The following is a 22,553-nucleotide window of genomic DNA, read 5'->3' on the forward strand; positions in this document are numbered from 1 at the left end:
ACGGCTCACAAAATTTTCACCAGTCGATGGCTTTTCCGCCGCATTCCTCCAGAAAGGCATTGGCCCGAACAAAATGATCGCAGCCTAAAAAGGGCACTGGATGTCGCAAGGCCGAAAGAGGAGAAGGGTGATTGGCCAGCAATACCAAATGCTTACCCGAATTTGCGGATTGTGCAATCAATGTCTTTTTGGCCTGAGCCTGTGCACCCCACAACATGAACACCACTGGCGTAGAACTTTGGGCGACAGTTTTGACCAGCTCATCGCTCAAAGTCTCCCATCCCCACCGCGCATGGCTGGCCGCTTGCCCGTCTTGTACCGTCAGACAAGTGTTGAGCAGCAAGACCCCTTGCCTTGCCCAGCGCACCAGTGAGCCGTTAGCGGGCATCATCACACCCAGACTTTGCTGCAACTCCTTGAAAATATTGCGCAAACTGGGTGGCAAGCGCACCCCAGAGGCCACCGAAAAGGCCAATCCTTCTGCTTGGCCCGGTCCGTGGTAAGGGTCTTGACCCAGAATCACCACACGCACCTGGTTCAGTGGGGTCAAGCTCAGCGCCCGAAAAGGATCTGGTGGATAAACGATGGCCCCTGAATTCAGGGCCTCGGTCAATCGCTCAGACAAGGCGCGCCCAACCGCCGAGGCCAAAAACTCGACCACATGCGTCCGCCACCCCTCATCCAGTTTTTGCAGCTCAGGGGGCCAGCCCAGCAAACGATCGGCCACCCAGGGCCCGTCTCCCAACGCCAGACTCTGCTGAACCAGCATACGGGACATCAGGCAAACAGTTTGGACAGCGCCTCGCCGGGCTCACCAGAACGCATGAAGGCCTCACCCACCAAAAATGCATTGACTTTCGCCTCGCGCATCTGCAGGACATCTTCCGGGGTTTGAATACCGCTTTCGGTGACCAACAAACGGTCGACCGGTACATCGGGCAACATGTCCAGCGTGGTCTGCAGGGACACCTCAAAGGTTTTAAGGTTGCGGTTGTTGATGCCCACCAGCCGGGTTTTCAGCTTCAGGGCTCGATCCAACTCAGCCCGGTTGTGCACCTCCACCAGCACGGCCATGTCCAGAGTGCGGGCCACCGCCTCCATCTCGGCCATGTGGGCATCGTCCAGGCAGGCAGCAATCAGCAAGATGGCGTCGGCCCCCATGGCCCGGGCTTCGTAGACCTGATAAGCATCGATCATGAAATCCTTGCGCAGCACCGGCAGGTCGCAGCTGGCACGGGCTTGCTTGAGGAAATCCACGCTGCCCTGAAAAAATTGCTTGTCCGTTAAAACAGACAAGCACGCTGCGCCATGCTCGGCATAGCTTTGGGCGATGTCGGCCGGGATGAAGTCTGCGCGAAGCACGCCTTTTGAAGGGCTGGCCTTTTTGATTTCGGCGATCACCGCAGCTTGGCCGGCGGCGATCTTGGCACGCATCGCGCCTTCGAAGTCACGGGTCAGCACGCGGCTTTCGGCATCGGCGCGCACCACGGCCAGTGATTTTTGCTTCAGGGCCGCAGCCACTTCTTCGCGTTTGACGGCGACAATTTTGTCGAGGATGTCACTCATGGTTTTACTTCCTGTGCGGGCTCGGTGGCACCGTTTTTCAAAATTCGAACAAAAATGCAGTTCATCGGCAACCCGACCGCCACAAACAAAGTCACAACACGCTCGGCGATCAAGGTCTATCTGTCATGACGCATGGGTCAAGCCGTCGACTGACCAAAGGCCACAAACTGCGCCAGCTTCGCTTTGGCTGCACCCGACTCGATGACCGCACGCGCACGCGACAGACCGTCTGCGATGCTGCTGGCCACATTGGCCGCATACAAGGCAGCACCTGCATTGATCATGACAATGTCGCGCGCTGCGCCAGGCTGATTGTCCAGCACCCCACGCAACATGGCCATCGACTCCTCGGGCGTGTCCACTTTCAAGGCCCGGTTGCTGGCCATGGTCAGGCCAAAGTCCTCAGGGTGGATGTCGTATTCAGTGATCTGGCCGTTTTTGAGCTCCCCCACCAAGGTGGCCGCGCCCAGGCTGATTTCGTCCATGCCGTCGCGGCCATAAACCACCACCGCGTGTTCAGCCCCCAAGCGTTGCAGGGCACGCACCTGAATGCCCACCAGATCGGAGTGAAACACACCCATCAAGATGTTCGGTGCGCTGGCCGGGTTGGTCAGCGGTCCGAGGATGTTGAACATCGTGCGGACACCCAACTCTTTGCGCACCGGGGCCACGTTTTTCATGGCCGGATGGTGGTTGGGCGCAAACATGAAGCCGATGCCCACTTCTTCGATCGAGCGCGCAATTTGCTCTGGCGACAGGTGGATGTTGCCACCCAAGGCTTCGACCACATCGGCGCTGCCGGACTTGCTGCTGACGCTGCGTCCACCGTGTTTGGCGGTTTTGGCCCCAGCAGCCGCGGCCACAAACATGGCGCAGGTCGAGATGTTGAAAGTGTGGGCCCCGTCACCACCTGTGCCCACAATGTCCACCAGGTGCGTGGGGTCGGGCACATGCACCTTGGTCGAAAACTCCCGCATGACCTGGGCGGCGGCGGTGATCTCTCCAATGGTTTCCTTCTTCACGCGCAGGCCCGTGATGAGCGCTGCCGTCATGACGGGTGACAACTCACCATTCATGATCATGCGCATGATGTGCAGCATCTCGTCGTGAAAAATCTCGCGGTGCTCGATGGTGCGTTGCAGCGCTTCCTGAGGGGTGATGGGCATGGTGGGTTTCCTCTCGGATAATGGGGTTCTTTGAATAATTCAGTGCGAAGGCGCATCGCTCAAGGCGAGCTTCAGACCAAAGCCGACAAACAGCAAACCGGCCAGTCGGTCCATGTGGTGCATGACGCGCTGCATGCCTTGGGCCCGGTGGGCCAGCCAAGAGGCGGCCAAGGCCCAGCCCATGCACACCAGCAAACTGTTGAGATTGAACAAGCAACCCAAGAGCATGAAAGACCAGGTCGGTTCAGCGGCCTGCGCTGGAATGAATTGCGGCACGAAGGCCAGAAAAAACAGCGCCACTTTCGGGTTCAGGGCGTTGGTGGCAAAAGCGCCCAAGAACACGGCCAGCAAACCGCTCGCCTCGTTGGAGGCAAGCCCATCCACATGCTGGCCAGAGTGGGCCATCCCCGACTGTTCATGGGCCATCGCGCCATCGCCATGGCTTTGGGATGTGCGCCACAACAGACGCCCCCCCATCCACAACAGGTACGCGGCACCCAGCCACTTGATCAGGTTGAAGGCGTCTGCCGAGGTGGCCAAAACGGCTCCCAGTCCCAAAGCGGCCGCAGCCACGTGCACGAAACACCCCGCCGTGATGCCCCAGGCGGCGACCAACCCACGCCGCACACCGCCGCGCAAGGACTGGTTGACGATGTAGAGCACATCCGGCCCGGGGGTGAGGTTGAGCAGCACACCGGCCAGCATGAACATCAGGACTTGCTGCGTTTCGGGCATGGCTTCAGTAAACGCCTACCCGGGTGGAGGCCGGGCTTGTCTTTGCAGATGAGTTCGCCATGAAGCGCTGGATACAGGCTATGGCGTGGTCGATGCCTGCAGCATCCACCCCGAGGTGTGTCACAAAGCGCAACCCTATCAAGCCCGTGGCCAAAACGCCCTGGGCTTTCAGATCCTCGAGCAGGGCCGGGCCACGTCCATCGGCCACATCCACGAACACAATATTGGTTTGCGCAGAACGCACACTCAGGCCCGGCACACCTTGCAGGCCTTGGGTCAGCCGCTGCGCCAGCGCATGGTCATCGGCCAAGCGTTCCACATGGTGCTCCAGCGCGTGCAAAGCCGCAGCGGCCAAAATGCCGGACTGCCGCAAACCACCGCCCAGCACCTTGCGCCAGCGCAGTGCCTTGGCGATCAGTTCACGCGAGCCACAAAAAGCCGAGCCCACAGGCGCGCCCAAGCCCTTGCTGAAGCACACGGACACGCTGTCAAAGTGGTCCACAATGCGGCGCACACTGGCCATGACCGATCCGCCTTCGGCCTGCGCCACGGCTGCGTTGAAAAGCCGTGCCCCATCCAGATGCACAGCCAAGCCATGCTGCCGGGCGAGGGTTGTGGCTTGCGCCAGATAGGCCTGCGACATGGGGTGGCCGTTCCAGGTGTTCTCCAGCGCCAGCAAGCGTGTTCGGGCAAAGTGGCAATCGATGGGTTTGATGGCTGCGGCGATGTCGGCCAGCGCCATTTCCCCTACTTTGCTTTGCGCCAGTGGCTGCGGCTGAATACTGCCCAGCACGGCCGCACCGCCGCCTTCGTAGCGGTAGGTGTGGGCGTTTTGGCCCACGATGTACTCGTCGCCCCGCTCGCAATGCGCCATCAGGGCGCATAGGTTGCTCTGCGTGCCCGAAGGCATGAACAGCGCCGCTTCTTTGCCCGTGATCTGTGCGATGTGTTCCTGCAAGGCATTGACCGTAGGGTCGTCGCCAAACACATCGTCACCCAAGGGTGCTGCCAGCATAGCCTCGCGCATGGCGGCGGTGGGCTGGGTGACGGTGTCGCTGCGCAAATCAATCATGGCCGCTCCAGAAAGTTCTTGAGCATGGCATGGCCATGCTCGGTGAGGATGGATTCCGGGTGAAACTGCACGCCTTCGATGTCGAATTCAGTGTGGCGCACGCCCATGATCTCGCCATCGTCGGTCCAGGCGGTGACTTTCAGACAAGACGGGCAACTGGACCGCTCAATCGCCAACGAGTGGTAGCGGTTGACGGTGAATTGTTCAGGCAAACCCGCAAAAACGCCTTCTTGCTTGGTGGTGATGACGCTGGTCTTGCCATGCATCAATTCTTGTGCCCGAACGATTTGGCCGCCAAAGGCTGCGCCAATGCTTTGGTGCCCCAGGCACACCCCCAAAAGAGGCAGCTTGCCTGCAAAGTGCTGGATGGCCGCCACCGAGATGCCGGCCTCGACTGGCGAGCAAGGGCCAGGCGAAATCACCAAGCGGTCAGGTTGACGCGCTGCTATGCCTTCCAGGGTGATTTCGTCGTTGCGAAAGACTTCAACGTCAGCCCCCAGCTCGCCAAAGTACTGCACGATGTTGAAGGTGAACGAGTCGTAGTTGTCGACCATCAGGAGTTTGATTTTTTTCGCCATGATCACTCCAAGCCTTCTTCGACCAACTCGCTGGCGCGCAACAAGGCACGCGCCTTGTGTTCGGTTTCGCGCCACTCCATCTCGGGCACCGAATCGGCTACCACGCCAGCAGCGGCTTGCACATACAGCGTCTGGTCCTTGATGACCGCAGTGCGAATCGCAATGGCCACGTCCATGTCCCCGGCATAACTGATGTAACCGCAGGCCCCACCGTAAATGCCGCGCTTGACGGGCTCGAACTGGTCAATCAGCTCCATCGCATGCACCTTGGGGGCACCGGTCAAAGTACCGGCCGGGAAGGTGGCTTTGAGCACGTCCATATTGCTCATGCCTGTCTTGAGCAGTCCCTCGACGTTGCTCACGATGTGCATCACATGGCTGTAGCGCTCGACCACAAAGGCTTCGGTCACCTTCACCGAGCCAATTTGGGCGATGCGACCAATGTCGTTGCGGGCCAGATCGATCAGCATCACATGCTCGGCCCGCTCTTTGGGGTCGGTGATCAGCTCCTGCTCGGCGGCCTTGTCTTTTTCGGGTGTCGTGCCGCGTGGACGTGTGCCTGCCAGGGGGCGGATGATGACTTTGGCGCCCTCTTCGGTCAGTTCTTGGCGCACCAAAATCTCGGGGCTGGCCCCGACGACATGAAAGTCGCCAAAGTTGTAGAAATACATGTAAGGGCTGGGATTGAGCGAGCGCAGCGCCCGATACAAAGACAACGGGCTTTCGGTGTAACGCTTTTTGATGCGCTGCCCCACTTGCACCTGCATGAAGTCACCCCCCGCGATCAGCTCCTTGGCTTTTTCCACGGCCGCGATGTAATCGGCCTTGGCAAAGTCACGCTCGGCCGGGTAAGACTGGGTGGGTTTGACGACCGGGGCGCTCACCGAGTACTTGAGTTGCTCTTTCAGATCGCGCAGACGTTTTTTGGCACCCACATAGGCTTCGGGCGTGGTCGGATCGGCGTACACAATCAGGTAAAGCTTGCCCGACAGGTTGTCGATCACGGCCAGTTCTTCGCATTGCAGCAGCAAGATGTCGGGCGTGCCCAAGGTGTCGGGTGGGCAGGATTTTTCGAGTTTTTTCTCGATGTAACGCACGGCATCGTAGCCAAAATAGCCCGCCAAGCCACCACAAAAACGCGGCAAACCCGGGCGCAAAGCCACCTTGAAACGCTTTTGGTACTGCTCAATGAAATCAAGCGGGTTGCCCACGACGGTTTCTGTCACTTCGCCATCGCGCATCACTTCGGTCTTGGCTTGAGCGCCGAAACCGCTGGCGCGCAACAAAGTGCGGGCGGGCAGGCCAATGAAGCTGTAGCGTCCAAACCGTTCACCGCCCACCACCGATTCGAGCAAAAAGCTGTATTTGCCGTTGTCCCTGGTGTGGGCCAGTTTCAGGTAAAGCGACAGGGGAGTTTCCAGGTCCGCAAAGGCTTCCAGCATGAGAGGAATGCGGTTGTAGCCTTGGCTGGCCAGGCTTTTGAATTCAAGTTCGGTGATCACAGGCTAAAGCCTCCAAAGCGCTCAGCGACCTCGCTCGAGGTGCTTTTCATTCATCCAGGTGCCCATCCATGGTGAGCATGAAAACGGGCGCGGGTGGCGGACAAGGCCGCACAGTCGATGGCGTCAGGCTGGCTGACGCCAGGGCCAGGCTCCCTGGCCTTCCGCTGGGGAATGGCTCGGCAGGCAGGCTGCGCAGGAGTGGCTGTGGATGATGAACATGATGGGGCAAGTGTAGCAAAGCCTTGGCCTGGGGTATGTCTCGACTTGGTCAGCCCCCCGACACAGCCTGCCCATGGATCATGACAAACGAACCGGCAGATCGGCTAGGGTATCCAACCATGCTGCAGCAGGCGTGTTTTGCACAGGTTGGCCATGGTTGTAGCCATAGGTGACCAGCACCACGGGACATCCCGCTGCATGCGCCGCATCAGCGTCGTTGCTGGAGTCGCCCACCATCAGGGTGCGTTTTACTGCCGTCCCCAGGGCGTCGCAGGTTTTCAGAATGGGCAAAGGGTCCGGTTTCTTGCGCTCGAAACTGTCACCGCCAAAGACCCAAGCAAAAAAATGAGTCAAGGACTTTTCTTTCAACAAGGTTTGGGCAAAAACAAGTGGTTTGTTGGTCAGGCAGGCCATGGGCACCCCTTTGGCTGCCAAGTGATGGAGCGCGACCAACACACCGGGATACACCTCGGAAAATTGCCCATTGATGGTCTTGTAGTGGTACTGGTAGCGCTGCCATGCGCGGTCAAAAAAGTCATCTACCGACAAGGCTTGGCAGGTTTGGCCTACGCCCTTGGCTTGTGGACTGGCGATTTGATAAGCCAATACGCTGCGGATCAGGTGTTCCGACCCCTTGCCAATGGCCTGCTCGATCAGCGCATCCGGCACTGAGGGCAAATTCAAGTCGGCCATGGTGCGATTCAAAGCCACCTGGAAATCACCCAAGGTGTTCACCATGGTGCCATCCAAGTCAAAAATGACCGCTTCGACCTGCGTCAGATCATGGGCATCAACCGTCATGTTCAGCCCAGCGCCAAGCGCATCTGGTCGATCACCGCTTTGTAATCGGGCTTGCCAAAGATGGCACTTCCCGCGACAAAAGTGTCTGCCCCAGCATCGGCCACGCGGCGGATGTTGTCGGTGTTGATGCCGCCATCAACTTCCAGACGAATATCTCGCCCGCTGGCATCGATCAGTTTGCGTGCCAGTTCTACCTTGCGCAAGGCCGAATCGATGAAGCTTTGCCCCCCAAAACCCGGGTTGACACTCATGATCAGGATCAGATCGATCTCGTCAATCGTCCACTCCAGTACATCCAGCGGCTCGGCCGGATTGAACACCAGACCCGCCTTGATACCCCGCCTTTTGATGGCCTGTATGCTGCGGTGCACATGGCTGCTGGCATCGGGGTGAAAGCTGATCAAGTCGGCTCCGGCTTCGGCAAAAGACGCTGCCAGTGCATCGACTGGCGAGACCATCAAATGCACATCGATCGGGACCGCCACACCAGCAGCCGTTTTGGCGTGCGGTTTGAGGGCCTGGCAAATCATGGGGCCGAAAGTGAGGTTGGGCACGTAATGGTTGTCCATCACGTCAAAATGGATCCAGTCGGCACCGGCATAGATAACGGTTTTGACTTCGTCGCCCAAGTGCGCGAAATCAGCCGCGAGGATGGAAGGGGCAATTTTGAATTTCCTTGTCATCTTCGAATTGTCGCAGTTAACATGACCGAATGTCTGCCTACAACGTTCAAATCGATGTCACGCCCCATTACGTGGCAGATCAAAGTCATCCGCTCCAAGATGTTTTTGCTTTTGCATATACCGTCACTGTGACCAACACGGGCCAGGTTTCCGTGCAACTGATCTCTCGTCATTGGGTGATCCAGGATGAGAGAGGGCACAGGGAAGAAGTTAAAGGTTTGGGGGTGGTTGGGCAGCAGCCTCTGCTGCGCCCCGGAGAATCTTTTCAGTACAGCAGTGGCTGTCGCTTGCGTGCACCGAGTGGCACCATGGGTGGGAGTTATTTTTTTGTGGCCGAAGACGGCCACCGGTTTGATGCCAGCATCGGCACATTCATTCTGGAATCCTCTACCTCCCTGCCCTCGGGGCGCACCCTGCACTGAGCCACAGAACAGGCTTGACTTGCGGTTAAGCTCACAGGCATGGGTGAATTTGAGCTAATTGAACGTTTTTTCAAGCGACCGGTACGAAACGCCGTTATCGGCGTGGGCGACGACTGCGCCATCTGGACGCCCCAACCGGGTCAGCAATTGGCTTTGTCGTCGGACATGCTGGTGGAGGGTCGTCATTTCCTGTCCACCGTGAATCCCCGTCACTTGGGTCACAAAGCCTTGGCCGTGAACCTGAGCGATCTGGCCGCCTGTGGCGCTGTGCCACGCGCTTTTTTGCTGTCCTTGTCCTTGCCTCGGGTCGATGAAAATTGGTTGTCCGACTTTTCGCAAGGCTTGTTTGAGCTGGCTGATGCACATGATTGCGAGTTGATCGGCGGAGACACCACACAAGGCCCCTTGAACATCAGCATCACCGTGATGGGTGAAGTCCCGCAGGGGCAAGCCATCTTGCGCAGCAGGGCTCAGGTTGGGGATGACATTTATGTGAGCGGTCATCTGGGTGATGCCCGCTTGGCCCTAGAGGCTTTCCGAGGTAATTTGAGCCTGCCACAAGCTGTCTTCGACCTCGCCAGATCCCGCCTAGAAAGACCCACACCTCGCAATGTTTTAGGGGTGTCGCTGCGCGGTTTAGCCCACGCCATGGCCGACGTCAGCGACGGCCTGCTTGGCGACTTGGGGCATATCCTGAAAGCCAGTGGCACCGGCGCTGTTTTGTCTTTACCGTCCCTTTCTGGCTTGATGATGACCAATTCTCTTTGGACTTGCCCGCAAGAGTGGCTGTTGCGTTGTGTGCTCTCTGGCGGTGATGACTACGAGCTGGTGTTCACAGCACCTTCGGCATCGCGTCGGCAGATGGAATCTGCGGCATCTGACTGCGGTACACACATGACCCACATTGGCCACATCACCGCCGAACCCTCTGTTCGATTGGTCGATGAAAGTGGCGCCGTTCAGATCGCCTCATTCCCCTCATTTGATCACTTCGCATGACCATGAGTTGGCCAACCTCTGAACCGGACCACTCCGACGCAGCGGCCCCCATACGGGCTTCGGCTGCGTTCATGCTCAAGCACCCCGCCCATCTGATCGCCTTGGGCTTGGGCTCTGGTTTGTCACCCAAAGCGCCCGGGACAGTGGGCAGCTTGTGGGCTTGGGTGTCTTGGCTGGTGATTCAGCACCATCTGTCCACCCCCATGCAAGCCGCTTTGATCGTTGTCGGTCTGTTGCTGGGCTGGTGGGCTTGTACGGTCACAGCCCGGCATATGGGCCTGTGCGATCCGGGTGCGATTGTTTGGGATGAAATTGTGGCCATGTGGCTGATTTTTTTCTTTGTCATGCCCTCTGACTTCATAAGCCAACTGACCGCTTTTGCACTGTTCCGGTTTTTTGATGCCGTCAAACCTGGTCCGGTGGCTTGGGCTGACCGTTTGTTCAAGGGTTTTGGATGGCGCGGCGGTTTCGGCATCATGGTGGATGACCTGATCGCTGCTTTTTGCACCTTGCTTGTGATTGCTTTGTGGAGGTTTTCAGGATGACCGATTTGACCTCTCGTCTGGCATTCCAGCTGACTGCATTGAACTGGATGATGGCCACTGCCGAAAGCTGTACCGGGGGCCTCATTGCAGCCAGCTGCACAGACCTTCCTGGCTCCAGCAAATGGTTTGAACGGGGGTTTGTGACCTACTCGAATGCGGCCAAGACCGATTTGCTGGGCGTCCAGCCGGATGTGATCGCTGCCGAGGGCGCGGTCAGTGAGGCTGTCGCACGCGCCATGGCGCTGGGCGCTTTTTACCGGACCCCCGCCAGGGTTTCGGTGGCCGTCACTGGCATTGCCGGTCCCGATGGGGGCAGCGCCGACAAACCCGTGGGGACTGTCTGGCTGGCTTGGTGCATCGATGGCTTGGTGCACGCCAAGAGACAGCAGTTCGAGGGTAACCGCAAAACCATCCGTGAAGCCACCGTGACATATGGTCTGCATGGCTTGCTGCAAAGATTGCCTCATGCGCCCTACTGAGCGCGGTCATCGCAATGGACAAGACCCTCAAAAAACCCGTTGAAAAGCGGGTTTTTTGAGGGCTACAAGGCCCTGGACAGGGCCTGCCGAAAGGGATCAAGCTGCTGCGAGCCAATACCCTGCATTGAATGGGCTGCTCATGCGCAACGCCAAAGGCGAGACATCCACCAACTTGTCGGTGGGCATTTTTTCACCTTCCTCGATCGATTCGGCCATGGCGGCGTCCTCGGTTTGTGCCTCATTCGCCCGTCCTGCTTGGCTATTTTGCGCAGAACGGGCTACAGAAAAGAATAAAAGCATCGGAAGGGAACCTTCCTGTCTCCCCAGTAATCTGCCGTATCACGAAAGATATCCAGCAACTGTTCGCGGGCTTCCTTGTCAAATTTGACGTGCGCCGGAATCTGCTCCAAAACCACAACAAAACCAGGCTGCGCACCCGATTTGTGCAAGGGATCGGTCATGCAGTCATAGAGGGCATCAAAGTTTTTACCGAAATGTGATGGCAATGTGAATTGCGCACCAATCAAATCCAGCACGTCCTGCTTGCTCAGGGCTTCCGCCAAATTGGCGTACAAAAAGTGGTGGCCCAAGCCTTGGGCGGCTTCCTGCAAATCGCTCACGCGGTATGCGCGAATCGATTGCACGATGTTAGACCTCACTCCCTTCAAGGGCGCCTCTTGGTCATGGCGTGTCAGCATGTCCATCTCCGTGGTCTTTCTCAAACAAAAATCAAGATCCTTCAACCATCAAGCGAAAACTCGCATAGTGATCTTGGGTGTAATAACAGGCTTTCGGCTTTGTCGGCAACTGGCCGCCGCAAACAATACGGCGAGCCCCTCGATGACGAACACCTGGTGTCCTGACGGTATATTCGCGGTAAAAACCACGCTCATGGCGGGGCAAAAGCCGCTCACGATTGCCAAAAACCGTACCGTCCTTTTCGTAGGGAAAAGGACCACCCTTTCGAATGGCCAGGTAGGTATCTTGTGCTTCGCGAGGCATCTCGGACAACCTGATGGTCGCCAAAGACGTCATCTGTTGAGGGGATTGAGCGCGCACCATTGTTGTGCACGCGATCAAAATAAAACCCATCAGCATGGCAAACCAAGACTGACGGGTCACGGCTTGCTTAGCCACCCACATGAATACACCTTTCAGGAGCACTCGGGTTTACCCGAAAACTCGAAGGGGCTAGTGTGCGATAAATGCGGTCAAAATGCAAGCGAATGCCCAATAAAGAGGCATTGTTATTTTAATTTTTCAAGTCAAGTGAGCGCATACCCTCATTTATGGGCTTATCTTGCAGCGTTGGCATCTGCTACGGTCAAGGCCGTCATATTGACAATCCGGCGCACAGTGGTGCTCGGCGTCAGTATATGAACAGGCTTGGCGGCGCCCAACAAAACCGGGCCGACAGCAATATTGCCGCCAGCTGAGGTTTTGAGCAAGTTATAGGCAATGTTGGCAGCGTCGATGTTTGGCAAAACCAGCAAGTTGGCATTCCCGACCAAGGTGCTGTTGGGCATGATGGCATGGCGTGCAGCAGCGTCGAGCGCCACATCTCCATGCATTTCGCCATCCACCTCAAGCCAAGGGGCTTTGTCGCGCAGCAACTCCAGCACGTCACGCATCTTCACGGCACTGGGCTGATTGGAACTGCCAAAATTGGAGTGCGACAACAAGGCAGCCTTGGGTTGAATACCAAAACGGCGCATTTCTTCCGCCGCCATCACCGTATATTCGGCCAATTGTTCAGCGCTAGGATCGTAGTTGACGTGGGTATCGACCATAAAAACTTGACGCCCTGGCAACATCAAGCCATTCATGCAGGCAAAGGTATCGACGCCTGCTCGTTTGCCGATCACCTGGTCAATGTAGTGAAGGTGCATTGGATTGGTGCCCCAGGTGCCGCAAATCATGCCGTCCACATCGTCTTTGTGCAGCAACATCGCTCCGATGAGGGAGAGACGTCGGCGCATTTCGATCTTGGCCATTTGCTGGGTAATCCCCTTGCGCTCGGTCATGCGGTGATAGGTCTGCCAAAAATCACGGTACCGGTGATCGTCTTCGACATTGACGACGTCGTAATCGAGATCCTCCTTCAGACGCAAACCAAATTTCTCGATGCGCTCGGCGATCACGGCAGGTCGGCCAATCAAGGTTGGGCGGGCGATGCCTTCGTCCACCACAATTTGAGCGGCGCGTAGCACACGTTCTTCCTCTCCTTCGCTGTAGGCGATGCGTTTTTTCAAGGCGCGTTTGGCGGCCGTGAAAATCGGCTTCATCATGGTGCCCGATGCGTAAACAAAGCCTTGCAAGCTCTCCCGGTAAGCGTCCATGTCCTTGATGGGTCTCAAGGCCACACCACTGTCTGCCGCCGCCTGGGCAACTGCGGGTGCAATTTTGATCATCAGGCGGGGGTCAAATGGCTTTGGAATCAAATACTCTGAGCCGAATGCCAGGGGCTCACCTGCGTAGGCCGCAGCCACGACCTCGCTTTGTTCGGCTTGGGCCAATTCAGCGATGGCGTGCACGGCGGCGATTTCCATCTCCAGCGTGATGGTGGTCGCGCCACTGTCGAGCGCGCCACGGAAAATGTAGGGGAAACACAGGACGTTGTTGACCTGGTTGGGGTAGTCGGTCCGGCCCGTGGCCATGATGGCGTCGTCGCGCACGGCTTTCACGTCGGCCGGATCGATTTCGGGGTTGGGATTGGCCAAAGCAAAAATCAGCGGTTTGGCGGCCATTTTCTTGACCATGTCTTGCTTGAGCACACCGCCAGCCGACAGGCCCAGGAACACATCTGCGCCTTCAATGACTTGCGACAAGCTGCGCTGGTCGGTTTTTTGCACAAACTGGATCTTGTCCTGGTCCATCAACTCGGTGCGACCTTCATAGACCACACCGGCCAAATCGGTGACCCAAATATTTTCCCGAGGGATGCCCAGCTTGACCAAGAGGCCCAAGCAGGCCAAAGCGGCCGCCCCCGCGCCCGAGGTCACAAGTTTGATTTTCTTGGGGTCTTTACCCACGACCTTCAAGCCATTCAAGATGGCAGCGCCGACCACGATGGCCGTACCGTGCTGGTCGTCGTGGAAGACCGGGATCTTCATGCGTTCGCGCAATTTACGCTCGATGTAGAAACAGTCGGGGGCTTTGATGTCCTCAAGGTTGATGCCGCCGAAAGTAGGCTCTAGCGCGGCAATGATCTCGACGAGTTTGTCGGGATCTTTTTCGTTGATCTCGATGTCGAACACGTCAATACCCGAGAACTTCTTGAACAAAACGCCCTTGCCTTCCATGACCGGCTTGCTGGCCAATGGGCCAATGTCGCCCAAACCCAGCACGGCCGTGCCGTTGGTGACCACGCCCACCAAATTACCCCGGCTGGTGTACCTGAAGGCGGCGGTGGGGTCCTTGACGATTTCTTCACAAGGTGCAGCCACACCCGGTGAATAAGCCAGCGCCAAATCGTGCTGGTTCACCAATTGCTTGGTGGCCGCAATGGCCACCTTGCCAGGCGAAGGGAACTCATGGTATTCCAGTGCAGCTTTGCGCAACTGAGCCCTTTTTTCTTCAGCTTGAACCTTGTTGGACATTGATTGACTCCGTTATCAGGATTTTTTGGTGGGCTTGCTGGGCTCCGGCAAGCTTCATGCGTTGCGTTCGTTCACATGGATGGGTGTGTCGAATCGGTCATCATTTCATTGTAGGCCTGGCAACAGGGGTTGATGACTGCGTAAATCTGCGTAGCAAGTGATTTGGCTTTTGACTATTGCTCACCAACAAAGGGGCCTCGCCCCAAAAAGCCATGCTCTGGCTTGGCAAGCTGGCACCACAACCCGGGGGCACCCCCATGCAGGAATGGCGGTCAAGCATGCGAAATTGGCATGAGTGGGCGGGATTCAGCCACGCATCAGGGCTTCGATCTCGTCGGCCTTGACCGGTACGCCGCGCGTGATCAGCTCACACCCCATGGCGGTCACGATGGCGTCGTCTTCGATGCGGATGCCAATGTTGTGGAACTTCGCGGGCACGCCGGGTGCAGGGCGCACATACAGGCCCGGCTCGATGGTCAGCACCATGCCCGGCTGCAAGATGCGGCTGGGGCGGTCTTTGATCAGCTCGCCACTCAGCGGGTCTTTGCGCTCGCTGATCTGGCCCACCTGCGAGGGTTCGACATAGCTGCCGCAGTCGTGCACGTCCATGCCCAGCCAGTGGCCGGTGCGGTGCATGTAAAACTGGAAATAACTGCGGTTGGCGATCACGTCTTGCGCATGGCCCACCTTGTTCTTGTCGAGCAAGCCGACATCGAGCAGGCCTTGCGCCAAAACGGCCACGGTGGCCTCGTGCGGGTCCACAAAGCGAGCACCGGCTCGGGTCGCTGACACAGCGGCGTCTTGCGAGGCCAGCACCAGGTCGTACAAAGCGCGTTGCGGGCCAGAGAATTTCCCGTTGGCCGGGAAAGTGCGGGTGATGTCGCTGGCGTAACCGTCGAGTTCGCAACCTGCGTCGATCAGCACCAGATCGCCGTCTTTGATCATCGCCGCATCGGCGCGGTAATGCAGCACGCAGGCATTGGCCCCGCCCGCCACGATGGAGCCGTAAGCCGGGTACTGCGAGCCGCTTTGGCGGAACTCGTGCAGCAGCTCAGCGTCGAGGTGGTATTCGCGCACTTCTTGGCCCGCACGCAGCATGTTGGCGCTGCGCTGCATGGCACGGATGTGGGCGCGGGCGCTGATGCTGGAGGCTCGGCGCATGATGTCCTGCTCATGCGCGTCTTTGACCAGACGCATCTCGTCAAGCAGGCTGCACAGGTCGCGCTGCTGCTCGGGGCACAAAGCGCCGTAGCGTACGCGCGCACGCACCGACTGCAGCCAGCCGCTCACCAGGCTTTCCAATCCAGAGTGGATGGCAAAGGGGTACCAAACGGTGCTGCGGTTTTCCAGCAACTTGGGCATGTGCGCGGCCATCTCGCCGATGGGCAAAGCCCGGCTCATGCCCAAAGCGGCAGGCGCAGCCTCAGGGCCCAGGCGAATGCCGTCCCAGATTTCGCGTTCCAGGTCTTTGGGCTGGCAAAACAAGGTGCAGTCGCCCTCTGCCGTGATCACCAGCGTGGCATGCGGCTCGGTGAAACCGGTCAGGTAATAAAAGTAACTGTCGTGCCGGTACAGGTAATCGCTGTCGCGGTTGCGTGGGCGCTCTGGCGCGGTGGGGATGATGGCGATGCCGCCAGCGCCCAATTGGGCAGCCAGGCGGGCACGGCGGTCGGCGTACAGAGAGTTGTTCATGCGCGTGACATCATTCAAAAAAGTAACCCATTATGGGCGAGCCTGAAAGGTTCAACCGGTCTCGGACTGGATTGCTTTGGCAGGTCGGCAGACTTCTCATGCGTTCAACAAGGCCAGCCGCTCGGGCGTTCCCACATCGGTCCAGGCTCCGGCGTACACCTCGCCCGTGACCCGCCCCCGGTCCATGGCTGCGCGCAGCAGCGGGGCCAGCGCCAGGGGTGCGCCTTGCGGGTTGCCTGCAGGCAGGGGGCAGTCGGCAAAAAAAGCCTGCTTGTACAGCGCCATCGTGCTGAAGGTCAGGTCGCGCCCGGGCGTTCCTTTGGGCAGATTGAGCACTTGTCCCGAGGCCGACAGGCCAAAATCACCTCCCAGGTTGTGCGCCGGGTTAGGCACCAGCCACAGGTGTGCCAGTGCAGGGCTGGCCGCAAAGCGCCGAAAGGCCTGCTCTGTGAATGTGAAATCAGGGGCGAATACATCGCCCGCCACCACCCAAAACTGCTCGGCCAGATGAGGCAAGGCGCGCACGATGCCGCCCGCAGTTTCCAGGGCTTGTCCGAAGTCCTGACCTTCGTTCGAATACGTCAAATCAACCATCGGCAAGTTTGGCCAGAGGGCCTGATCTCCAAAATGGTCAGAAATTTGCCCTCCCAACCACGCGGTGTTGACCAGCTGGCGCGTGAAGCCGCCCCGGGCCAGTGCCTGCATGGGCCACTGCATCAGGGGTTGGCCACGCACTGGCAGCAAGGGTTTGGGCGTGCTGTCGGTCAGGGGGCGCATGCGCTCACCGCGCCCTGCCGCCAGCACCATCGCTTGAGCTGGAGGGCGCATTTTCTGTTCTGATGCGGGGGAATTCATACTGCAATGTTGCCATGTTCCGTACACATGTTGTGGTTTCAGGATGCCCTTGCACCGCCCCAAGACCGCCCAAATGGGGAGAGAAGCCTGCCCGCAACCGCTAAAATCACGGGTTTTCCAGAACCCCTTCCCCGGAGCTGCCCTCATGGCAAACCAGCAACAAATGGCAAATGCCATCCGCGCCCTCGCAATGGACGCTGTTCAACAAGCCAACTCGGGGCATCCCGGCGCCCCCATGGGCATGGCCGACATGGCCGTGGCGCTGTGGGGCGATCACCTGCAACACAACCCCACCAACCCGCACTGGGCCAACCGCGACCGCTTTGTGCTGTCCAATGGCCACGGCTCGATGCTGATCTATTCTGTGCTGCACCTGACCGGCTACAAGCTGCCGATGGAAGAAATCAAGAACTTCCGCACCCTGCACAGCAAAACCGCAGGCCACCCCGAAGTGGGCGTGACCCCCGGCGTGGAGACCACCACCGGCCCGCTGGGCCAAGGCATCACCAACGCCGTGGGCATGGCCCTGGCCGAGAAGATGCTGGCGGCCGAGTTCAACCAAGACGGCCACAAAATCGTCAATCACCACACCTACGTGTTTCTGGGTGATGGCTGCCTGATGGAAGGCATCAGCCACGAAGCCGTGGCCCTGGCTGGCGCCTGGAAGCTGAACAAACTGATCGCCCTGTACGACGACAACGGCATCTCGATCGACGGCCAAGTCGCCCCTTGGTTCATCGACAACACGCCCCAGCGTTTTACCGCTTGTGGCTGGAACGTGATCGACGCGGTGGACGGCCACGACGCTGCAGCCGTCTCCAAGGCCATCGCTGCCGCCAAACACAGCGCTGACAAACCCACCCTGATCGTCTGCAAAACCGCCATCGGCAAGGGTTCGCCCAACCGCGCCGGCACCTCCAAAGCCCACGGCGAGCCATTGGGCGCTGAAGAAATCAAACTCACCCGCGAAGCCCTGGGCTGGACGGCCGAGCCTTTCAAGATCCCCCAAGCGGTCTATGCCGACTGGGACGCCAAAGTGGCTGGCAAGGCCCGCGAAGCCGCGTGGAACACCGCCTTTGCCGCCTACAAAGCCGCTTTCCCCGCCCAAGCCAAAGAGTTTGTGCGCCGCATGAAGGGCGAATTGCCCAAGAACTTCAACCAAGTGGCGTTTGACGCCGTGGTGACTGCCCACACCAAGGGCGAGACCGTGGCCAGCCGCAAGGCCAGCCAGTTGGCACTCGAAGCCTTCACCGCTGCATTGCCCGAAATGCTGGGCGGCTCGGCCGACCTCACGGGCTCTAACCTCACCAACACCAAGAGCACCCCGGCCTTCCGCGTGGACTTGGCCGGTGACGTGGTCAAGACCGAAGACGGCAAAATTGGAAGGCACATCAACTACGGCGTGCGCGAATTCGGCATGGCCGCCATCATGAACGGCGTGGCCCTGCACGGTGGTTACATCCCCTACGGCGGCACCTTCCTCACCTTCTCTGACTACTCGCGCAACGCCATCCGCATGGCCGCGCTGATGAAGCAGCGCGTAATCCACGTCTTCACCCATGACTCGATTGGTTTGGGCGAAGACGGCCCGACCCACCAGTCGATCGAGCACGCCGCCAGCCTGCGCCTGATCCCCGGTCTGGACGTGTGGCGTCCGGCTGACACGGCCGAAACCACCGTGGCCTGGGCTGTGGCGCTGCAAAACGCGAACCGCCCATCGGCCTTGTTGTTGTCGCGTCAAAACCTCGCGTATTCGCCCAAGAGTGATCTGGGCGACATCAGCCGTGGCGCGTATGTGCTGTCCGAGCCCGAGCACGTCGGCATCAAGAAAACCCACGGTGTGATCATCGCCACCGGCTCTGAAGTGCAACTGGCCCTGGCCGCGCAAAAGCTGCTGGCGCAGCGCAAAATCGGGGTGCGCGTGGTCTCCATGCCCAGCACCAACGTGTTCGACCGCCAGGACGCCGACTACAAACAAAGCGTATTGCCCAAAGGCCTGCCCCGCGTGGCGGTTGAAATGGGTAGCACCGACGGCTGGTGGAAATACGGCTGCGCCGCAGTGGTCGGCATCGACACCTACGGCGAGTCGGCCCCAGCGCCCGTGCTGTTCAAACACTTCGGCTTCACCGCCGAAAACGTGGCCGACACGGTCCACGCGGTGCTGCTCAAGTCCTGATTCAGGCCCGCCGGATGAACCCCTTCAGCGCCGTGGGTTTGGCCCAGCGCTGAAGTCGCGTTCAGGGATCAGGCCTATGCAAGGGGCTTGGTTTCAAATCTGGTTACGTAACGGTTTAGTAACTTATCTCCTGAGGCTCTCACCATGACCATCAAGCTGGGTATCAACGGATTTGGCCGCATCGGCCGTCTGGCGCTGCGCGCCGCGCTCAAGCATGGCTACGACGACATCCACATCGTCGGCATCAACGACCCCAAGCCCGCCGACTACCTGGCTTACATGCTCAAGTACGACAGCGTGCACGGCCGCTTTGATGGTACGGTGGACTTCACCGAAGACACGCTCATCGTCAATGGCAAAAAAATCAAACTCTCGCACGAGCGCGACGCGCACAACCTGCGCTGGGGCCAGATGGGCGTGCACACCGTACTGGAATGCACCGGCCACTACCTGACCGAGCCCACCAGCCAAATGCACCTGGTCGCAGGCGCCAAGAAGGTGGTGATTTCGGCCCCGTCCAAAGACAGCATCCCGATGTTCGTCTATGGCGTGAACCACAAGAAATACGCAGGCGAAGCCATCGTGTCGAATGCCTCATGCACCACCAACTGCCTGGCCCCCGTGGTGAAAGTGCTCAACGACAAATGGGGCATCAAGCGTGGCCTGATGACCACCGTGCACGCTGCGACGGCCAGCCAGATGACGGTGGACAGCTCGTCGCGCAAAGACTGGCGCGGCGGCCGTGGCATCCTCGAAAACATCATCCCCAGCAGCACGGGCGCGGCCAAGGCCGTGGGCGTGGTCATCCCCGAGATCAAGGGCAAGATCACCGGCATGGCTTTCCGCGTGCCCACATCGGATGTGTCGGTGATTGACCTGACCGTGGAGCTGAACAGCGACGCCAGCTATGCCGACATCTGCGCCGAAATGAAAATGCAAAGCGAAGGCGCGCTCAAAGGCGTGCTGGGTTACACCGACGAAAAAGTCGTTTCCACCGACTTTCGTGGTGAGACCTGTGCCAGCGTGTTCGACGCGACCGCCGGCATTGCGCTGGACAAAACCTTCGTCAAGATCGTGGCCTGGTACGACAACGAATGGGGTTACGCCAAGCAGTGCCTGGAGATGGTGCGGGTCGTCAACAAGAAGAAGTGATTCGCGCCAGATGGGGCAGGCACCTGCGGCAGACTCAGATGCCGCTGCCCCGCCAAGGCGCAGAGGCGCTTCGCGTTGCCACATTGACCCGGTGCGGACTGCATGGCGACTGCAAGCACTTGCCCTGATTTCGAAGGTTCAGGTTGGGCCATTGCACTCAGATACGAATCCCTTGCCGATCCCAAACTAGCGAAAAGTCTTGTATGCCTCAATTAGCTGCCAACTTGTCCATGATGTACCCCGACCTGCCGTTTTTGGACCGCTTTGAAGCGGCAGCCAAAGACGGCTTCAAGGCTGTGGAGTATTTGTTTCCTTATGCTTTCCCCGCGCAAGAACTCGCGGCCCGGTTGAAGGTCCATGGTTTGCAACAGGTGCTGTTCAACACGCCTTCGGGGGGCACCGACAGCGCCAGCTTCACGCAAGCTTGGGAAGGCGGCAGCCGGGGCACGGCGAGCGTGCTCGGACGCGAAGCCGAGTTCCGCACGGGTTTTGCACAAGCGCTTGTCTATGCCGAAGCGCTGAATTGCCCACGCATCCACGCCATGGTGGGTTTGCGCGCCGCAGGCGCCAACCCCGAAGATGCCGACGCCACCCTGATCAAAAACCTTCAATGGGCCGCAGCCGAAGCCGCCAAGGCCGGGCGCGATGTGCTGATCGAGCCCATCAACACCCGCAGCGTGCCGGGCTTTCACCTCAACCGTCAAGACCACGCGCACCGCATCGTGCAGGCCGTGGGCGCAAGCAACGTGAAGGTGCAGATGGACTTGTTCCACTGCCAGATCGTCGAAGGCGATTTGAGCGCCAAAATTGCACAGTACCTGCCCACGGGGCGGGTGGGGCATTTCCAGATCGCCGAGGTGCCGCACCGCCATGAGCCAGGCACGGGTGAGGTGAACTGGAAGCACGTCTTTCAAGTCATCGACAAAGTGTCGGCCGAGTGCGGCTGGGACGGCTGGATCGGCTGCGAGTACAACCCGGCCGATGCCTCGTCAGGCGGCACCTCACGCGGCTTGGGCTGGGCGCGGCCTTACCTGTGAGGCTTCAGACCGAAGCGCAGAACGTTTTGGAACCCTGCCAGTTGGACATGGCCTGACCCAAATCCACACCTCGGCGCTTGGAGGTCATTTCGGCCACGATGCTCATGGCGATCTCTGACGGCGTGAGTGCGCCGATGTTCAGACCCACGGGACCATGCAACTGCTGCACTTCGGCCTCGCTCACATCGAAGTCGAGCAGGCGTTTGCGGCGCTGGGCGTTGTTGTGCAGCGAGCCCAAGGCCCCCCATAAAACGCAGGGGTTCGCAGCGCCTCCATCAGCACCAAGTCATCCAATTTGGGGGCGTGCGCACGGTCACCACCGCGCTGTTGTGGTCCAAGCGCATGGCCAGCACCAGGTCGTCGGGCATCTGGGTGGACAGGGTCACGCCACTCATGGCTTCCCAACCCTCGTGGCCCCGATCGAGCCAGTCGAGCGCGGTGCGGATCACGTCGATGTCGATGCTGTTCATGCTGGGGTGGTGTTTTACCGGATCAAGTCGCTTGGCCAGAGCAGGCTGTGCCCTGTCAAGGTCTTCAGGTTCTGAAGGTCTTGCTCATTGTCCACATCCAAACGGTAACGCGCATCGGGGGTTTTCCAGCGGTAGGTTTTCTCTGGGTGAAGTTGCTGCCATTGGCGCGCGCCCATCTGAACGTCTCCCGCCAAGATCTGCGACACCACTGCCGACGAAAACACCACTGGATTGCCTGGCAAATTCTGCACCGTCGGCTGAACCATCTGCATCCCTTCAGGCCGGGTGGCATAAGCGTTCATCAGCGCTTGAATCGCCGTCACATCGATCATGGGCTGATCGGCCAACAACACCATCACGGCGTCTAAATCAGGAGGCAATGCCAGAAGGCCTGCGCGCAAAGAGCTGACATGGCCCGCATCCGGATCTGGATTCACCACCCACCGAGCGCCCCTGTGCTGCAGCGCCGCTTCTTGTTGGATGCGTTCAGCGTGGTGCCCCAAAACCACCAGCACGGACACAAGACCCGCTTGAAACACGGCCTCCAGTTGGCGGTCGATCAAACTCCTGCCGTTCAGTTGCAACAAGCATTTGGGGCGATGTCCCATGCGACGGCCTGCGCCCGCAGCCAGCACCATGGCACCCATGCGTGGCAAGGCAGCGTCTTGGCTTGTGGGGGTGGGCAGCATTGTCGCGTTCAAGGGTGTCTGTGAATGTGAAGAGATGGGTATGCACACTGGGGCGATGAGGCGACCATTTTGCGCCAAAGCATGGCCTGAATGATCCTGATGTCCCCGCTGCGAAA

General features: G+C 59.1%; 22 protein-coding genes and 1 pseudogene. 7 read left to right on the forward strand and 16 right to left on the reverse strand.

Annotated elements, in window-relative coordinates; translation table 11 throughout:
- Window positions 1–16: 16 nt before the first annotated feature.
- From HEQ17_RS12615 to rpe, 9 genes are all read right to left on the reverse strand, one after another.
- Complete coding sequence (locus tag HEQ17_RS12615) at window positions 17–778, reverse strand: uracil-DNA glycosylase (protein WP_296293051.1); 762 nt, start codon at window positions 776–778, stop codon at window positions 17–19.
- Entirely contained in the window at window positions 778–1,566 is a 789-nt protein-coding gene (gene trpC / locus HEQ17_RS12620) for an indole-3-glycerol phosphate synthase TrpC (protein WP_296293052.1), read from the reverse strand. Before trpC ends, HEQ17_RS12615 begins: the two co-directional genes overlap by 1 nt.
- 137 nt (window positions 1,567–1,703) lie before the next feature.
- On the reverse strand, window positions 1,704–2,732 hold the full coding sequence (trpD, locus tag HEQ17_RS12625) for an anthranilate phosphoribosyltransferase (RefSeq protein WP_296293053.1): 1,029 nt from the start codon (window positions 2,730–2,732) through the stop codon (window positions 1,704–1,706).
- Between the two features lie 39 nt (window positions 2,733–2,771).
- Entirely contained in the window at window positions 2,772–3,467 is a 696-nt protein-coding gene (locus HEQ17_RS12630; protein ID WP_296293054.1) for a LysE family translocator, read from the reverse strand.
- A 4-nt stretch (window positions 3,468–3,471) separates the two neighbouring features.
- A complete protein-coding gene (gene ltaE / locus HEQ17_RS12635; RefSeq protein WP_296293055.1) occupies window positions 3,472–4,539 on the reverse strand; it encodes a low-specificity L-threonine aldolase in 1,068 nt (355 codons plus the stop codon).
- Window positions 4,536–5,117, reverse strand: coding sequence for an aminodeoxychorismate/anthranilate synthase component II (locus tag HEQ17_RS12640; protein WP_296293056.1), 582 nt, complete (start codon window positions 5,115–5,117; stop codon window positions 4,536–4,538). The genes ltaE and HEQ17_RS12640 overlap by 4 nt, the downstream gene beginning before the upstream one ends.
- Window positions 5,118–5,119: 2 nt before the next feature.
- Window positions 5,120–6,619: an anthranilate synthase component I gene (trpE, locus tag HEQ17_RS12645; protein WP_296293057.1), complete on the reverse strand. Its 1,500-nt coding sequence runs from the start codon at window positions 6,617–6,619 to the stop codon at window positions 5,120–5,122.
- A 297-nt stretch (window positions 6,620–6,916) separates the two neighbouring features.
- Entirely contained in the window at window positions 6,917–7,639 is a 723-nt protein-coding gene (gene gph, locus HEQ17_RS12650; RefSeq protein WP_296293058.1) for a phosphoglycolate phosphatase, read from the reverse strand.
- Between the two features lie 2 nt (window positions 7,640–7,641).
- A complete protein-coding gene (rpe, locus tag HEQ17_RS12655; protein ID WP_296293059.1) occupies window positions 7,642–8,322 on the reverse strand; it encodes a ribulose-phosphate 3-epimerase in 681 nt (226 codons plus the stop codon).
- Window positions 8,323–8,351: 29 nt separating this feature from the next.
- Here rpe and apaG point away from each other — a divergent pair, with 29 nt between their 5' ends.
- Genes apaG through HEQ17_RS12675 form a run of 4 tightly spaced genes read left to right on the forward strand, consistent with a single transcriptional unit; the run spans window position 8,352 to window position 10,767 of the window.
- Entirely contained in the window at window positions 8,352–8,744 is a 393-nt protein-coding gene (gene apaG / locus HEQ17_RS12660; protein ID WP_296293060.1) for a Co2+/Mg2+ efflux protein ApaG, read from the forward strand.
- A gap of 39 nt (window positions 8,745–8,783) precedes the next feature.
- Window positions 8,784–9,743: a thiamine-phosphate kinase gene (gene thiL / locus HEQ17_RS12665; protein ID WP_296293061.1), complete on the forward strand. Its 960-nt coding sequence runs from the start codon at window positions 8,784–8,786 to the stop codon at window positions 9,741–9,743.
- 2 nt (window positions 9,744–9,745) lie between these two features.
- Window positions 9,746–10,288, forward strand: coding sequence for a phosphatidylglycerophosphatase A (locus HEQ17_RS12670; RefSeq protein WP_296293062.1), 543 nt, complete (start codon window positions 9,746–9,748; stop codon window positions 10,286–10,288).
- Complete coding sequence (locus HEQ17_RS12675) at window positions 10,285–10,767, forward strand: CinA family protein (RefSeq protein ID WP_296293063.1); 483 nt, start codon at window positions 10,285–10,287, stop codon at window positions 10,765–10,767. The genes HEQ17_RS12670 and HEQ17_RS12675 overlap by 4 nt, the downstream gene beginning before the upstream one ends.
- Window positions 10,768–11,045: 278 nt before the next feature.
- On the opposite strand, the gene HEQ17_RS12680 is transcribed toward HEQ17_RS12675, so the two are convergent.
- The 5 genes from HEQ17_RS12680 to HEQ17_RS12700 form a co-directional block, all read right to left on the reverse strand.
- Complete coding sequence (locus HEQ17_RS12680) at window positions 11,046–11,471, reverse strand: barstar family protein (RefSeq protein WP_296293064.1); 426 nt, start codon at window positions 11,469–11,471, stop codon at window positions 11,046–11,048.
- Window positions 11,472–11,496: 25 nt separating this feature from the next.
- On the reverse strand, window positions 11,497–11,829 hold the full coding sequence (locus tag HEQ17_RS12685; protein WP_296293751.1) for a ribonuclease: 333 nt from the start codon (window positions 11,827–11,829) through the stop codon (window positions 11,497–11,499).
- A 233-nt stretch (window positions 11,830–12,062) separates the two neighbouring features.
- Window positions 12,063–14,366, reverse strand: a complete 2,304-nt coding sequence (locus tag HEQ17_RS12690) for an NADP-dependent malic enzyme (RefSeq protein WP_296293065.1) — start codon at window positions 14,364–14,366, stop codon at window positions 12,063–12,065.
- Between the two features lie 306 nt (window positions 14,367–14,672).
- Entirely contained in the window at window positions 14,673–16,058 is a 1,386-nt protein-coding gene (locus HEQ17_RS12695; RefSeq protein ID WP_296293066.1) for an aminopeptidase P N-terminal domain-containing protein, read from the reverse strand.
- A 96-nt stretch (window positions 16,059–16,154) separates the two neighbouring features.
- Window positions 16,155–16,865: a nucleotidyltransferase family protein gene (locus HEQ17_RS12700; RefSeq protein ID WP_296293752.1), complete on the reverse strand. Its 711-nt coding sequence runs from the start codon at window positions 16,863–16,865 to the stop codon at window positions 16,155–16,157.
- Between the two features lie 193 nt (window positions 16,866–17,058).
- Between HEQ17_RS12700 and tkt the strand changes: the two genes are divergently transcribed.
- From tkt to otnI, 3 genes are all read left to right on the forward strand, one after another.
- The gene (gene tkt / locus HEQ17_RS12705; RefSeq protein WP_296293067.1) at window positions 17,059–19,089 is read left to right on the forward strand and encodes a transketolase; all 2,031 of its coding nucleotides are present in this window, start codon (window positions 17,059–17,061) and stop codon (window positions 19,087–19,089) included.
- Window positions 19,090–19,233: 144 nt separating this feature from the next.
- A complete protein-coding gene (gene gap, locus HEQ17_RS12710; protein WP_296293068.1) occupies window positions 19,234–20,241 on the forward strand; it encodes a type I glyceraldehyde-3-phosphate dehydrogenase in 1,008 nt (335 codons plus the stop codon).
- A gap of 203 nt (window positions 20,242–20,444) precedes the next feature.
- Window positions 20,445–21,278, forward strand: a complete 834-nt coding sequence (gene otnI / locus HEQ17_RS12715) for a 2-oxo-tetronate isomerase (RefSeq protein ID WP_296293069.1) — start codon at window positions 20,445–20,447, stop codon at window positions 21,276–21,278.
- 4 nt (window positions 21,279–21,282) lie between these two features.
- Here the strand turns inward: otnI and HEQ17_RS12720 are convergent.
- Together HEQ17_RS12720 and HEQ17_RS12725 are read right to left on the reverse strand one after the other, a co-directional pair.
- Window positions 21,283–21,646 (reverse strand): annotated as a pseudogene (locus HEQ17_RS12720) (XdhC family protein); the annotation flags it as partial.
- Window positions 21,647–21,762: 116 nt separating this feature from the next.
- Window positions 21,763–22,449, reverse strand: coding sequence for a nucleotidyltransferase family protein (locus HEQ17_RS12725; protein WP_296293070.1), 687 nt, complete (start codon window positions 22,447–22,449; stop codon window positions 21,763–21,765).
- Window positions 22,450–22,553 lie beyond the last annotated feature (104 nt).

It is taken from the genome of Limnohabitans sp., from assembly GCF_023910625.1.
Taxonomy (GTDB): Bacteria; Pseudomonadota; Gammaproteobacteria; order Burkholderiales; family Burkholderiaceae_C; genus Limnohabitans_A.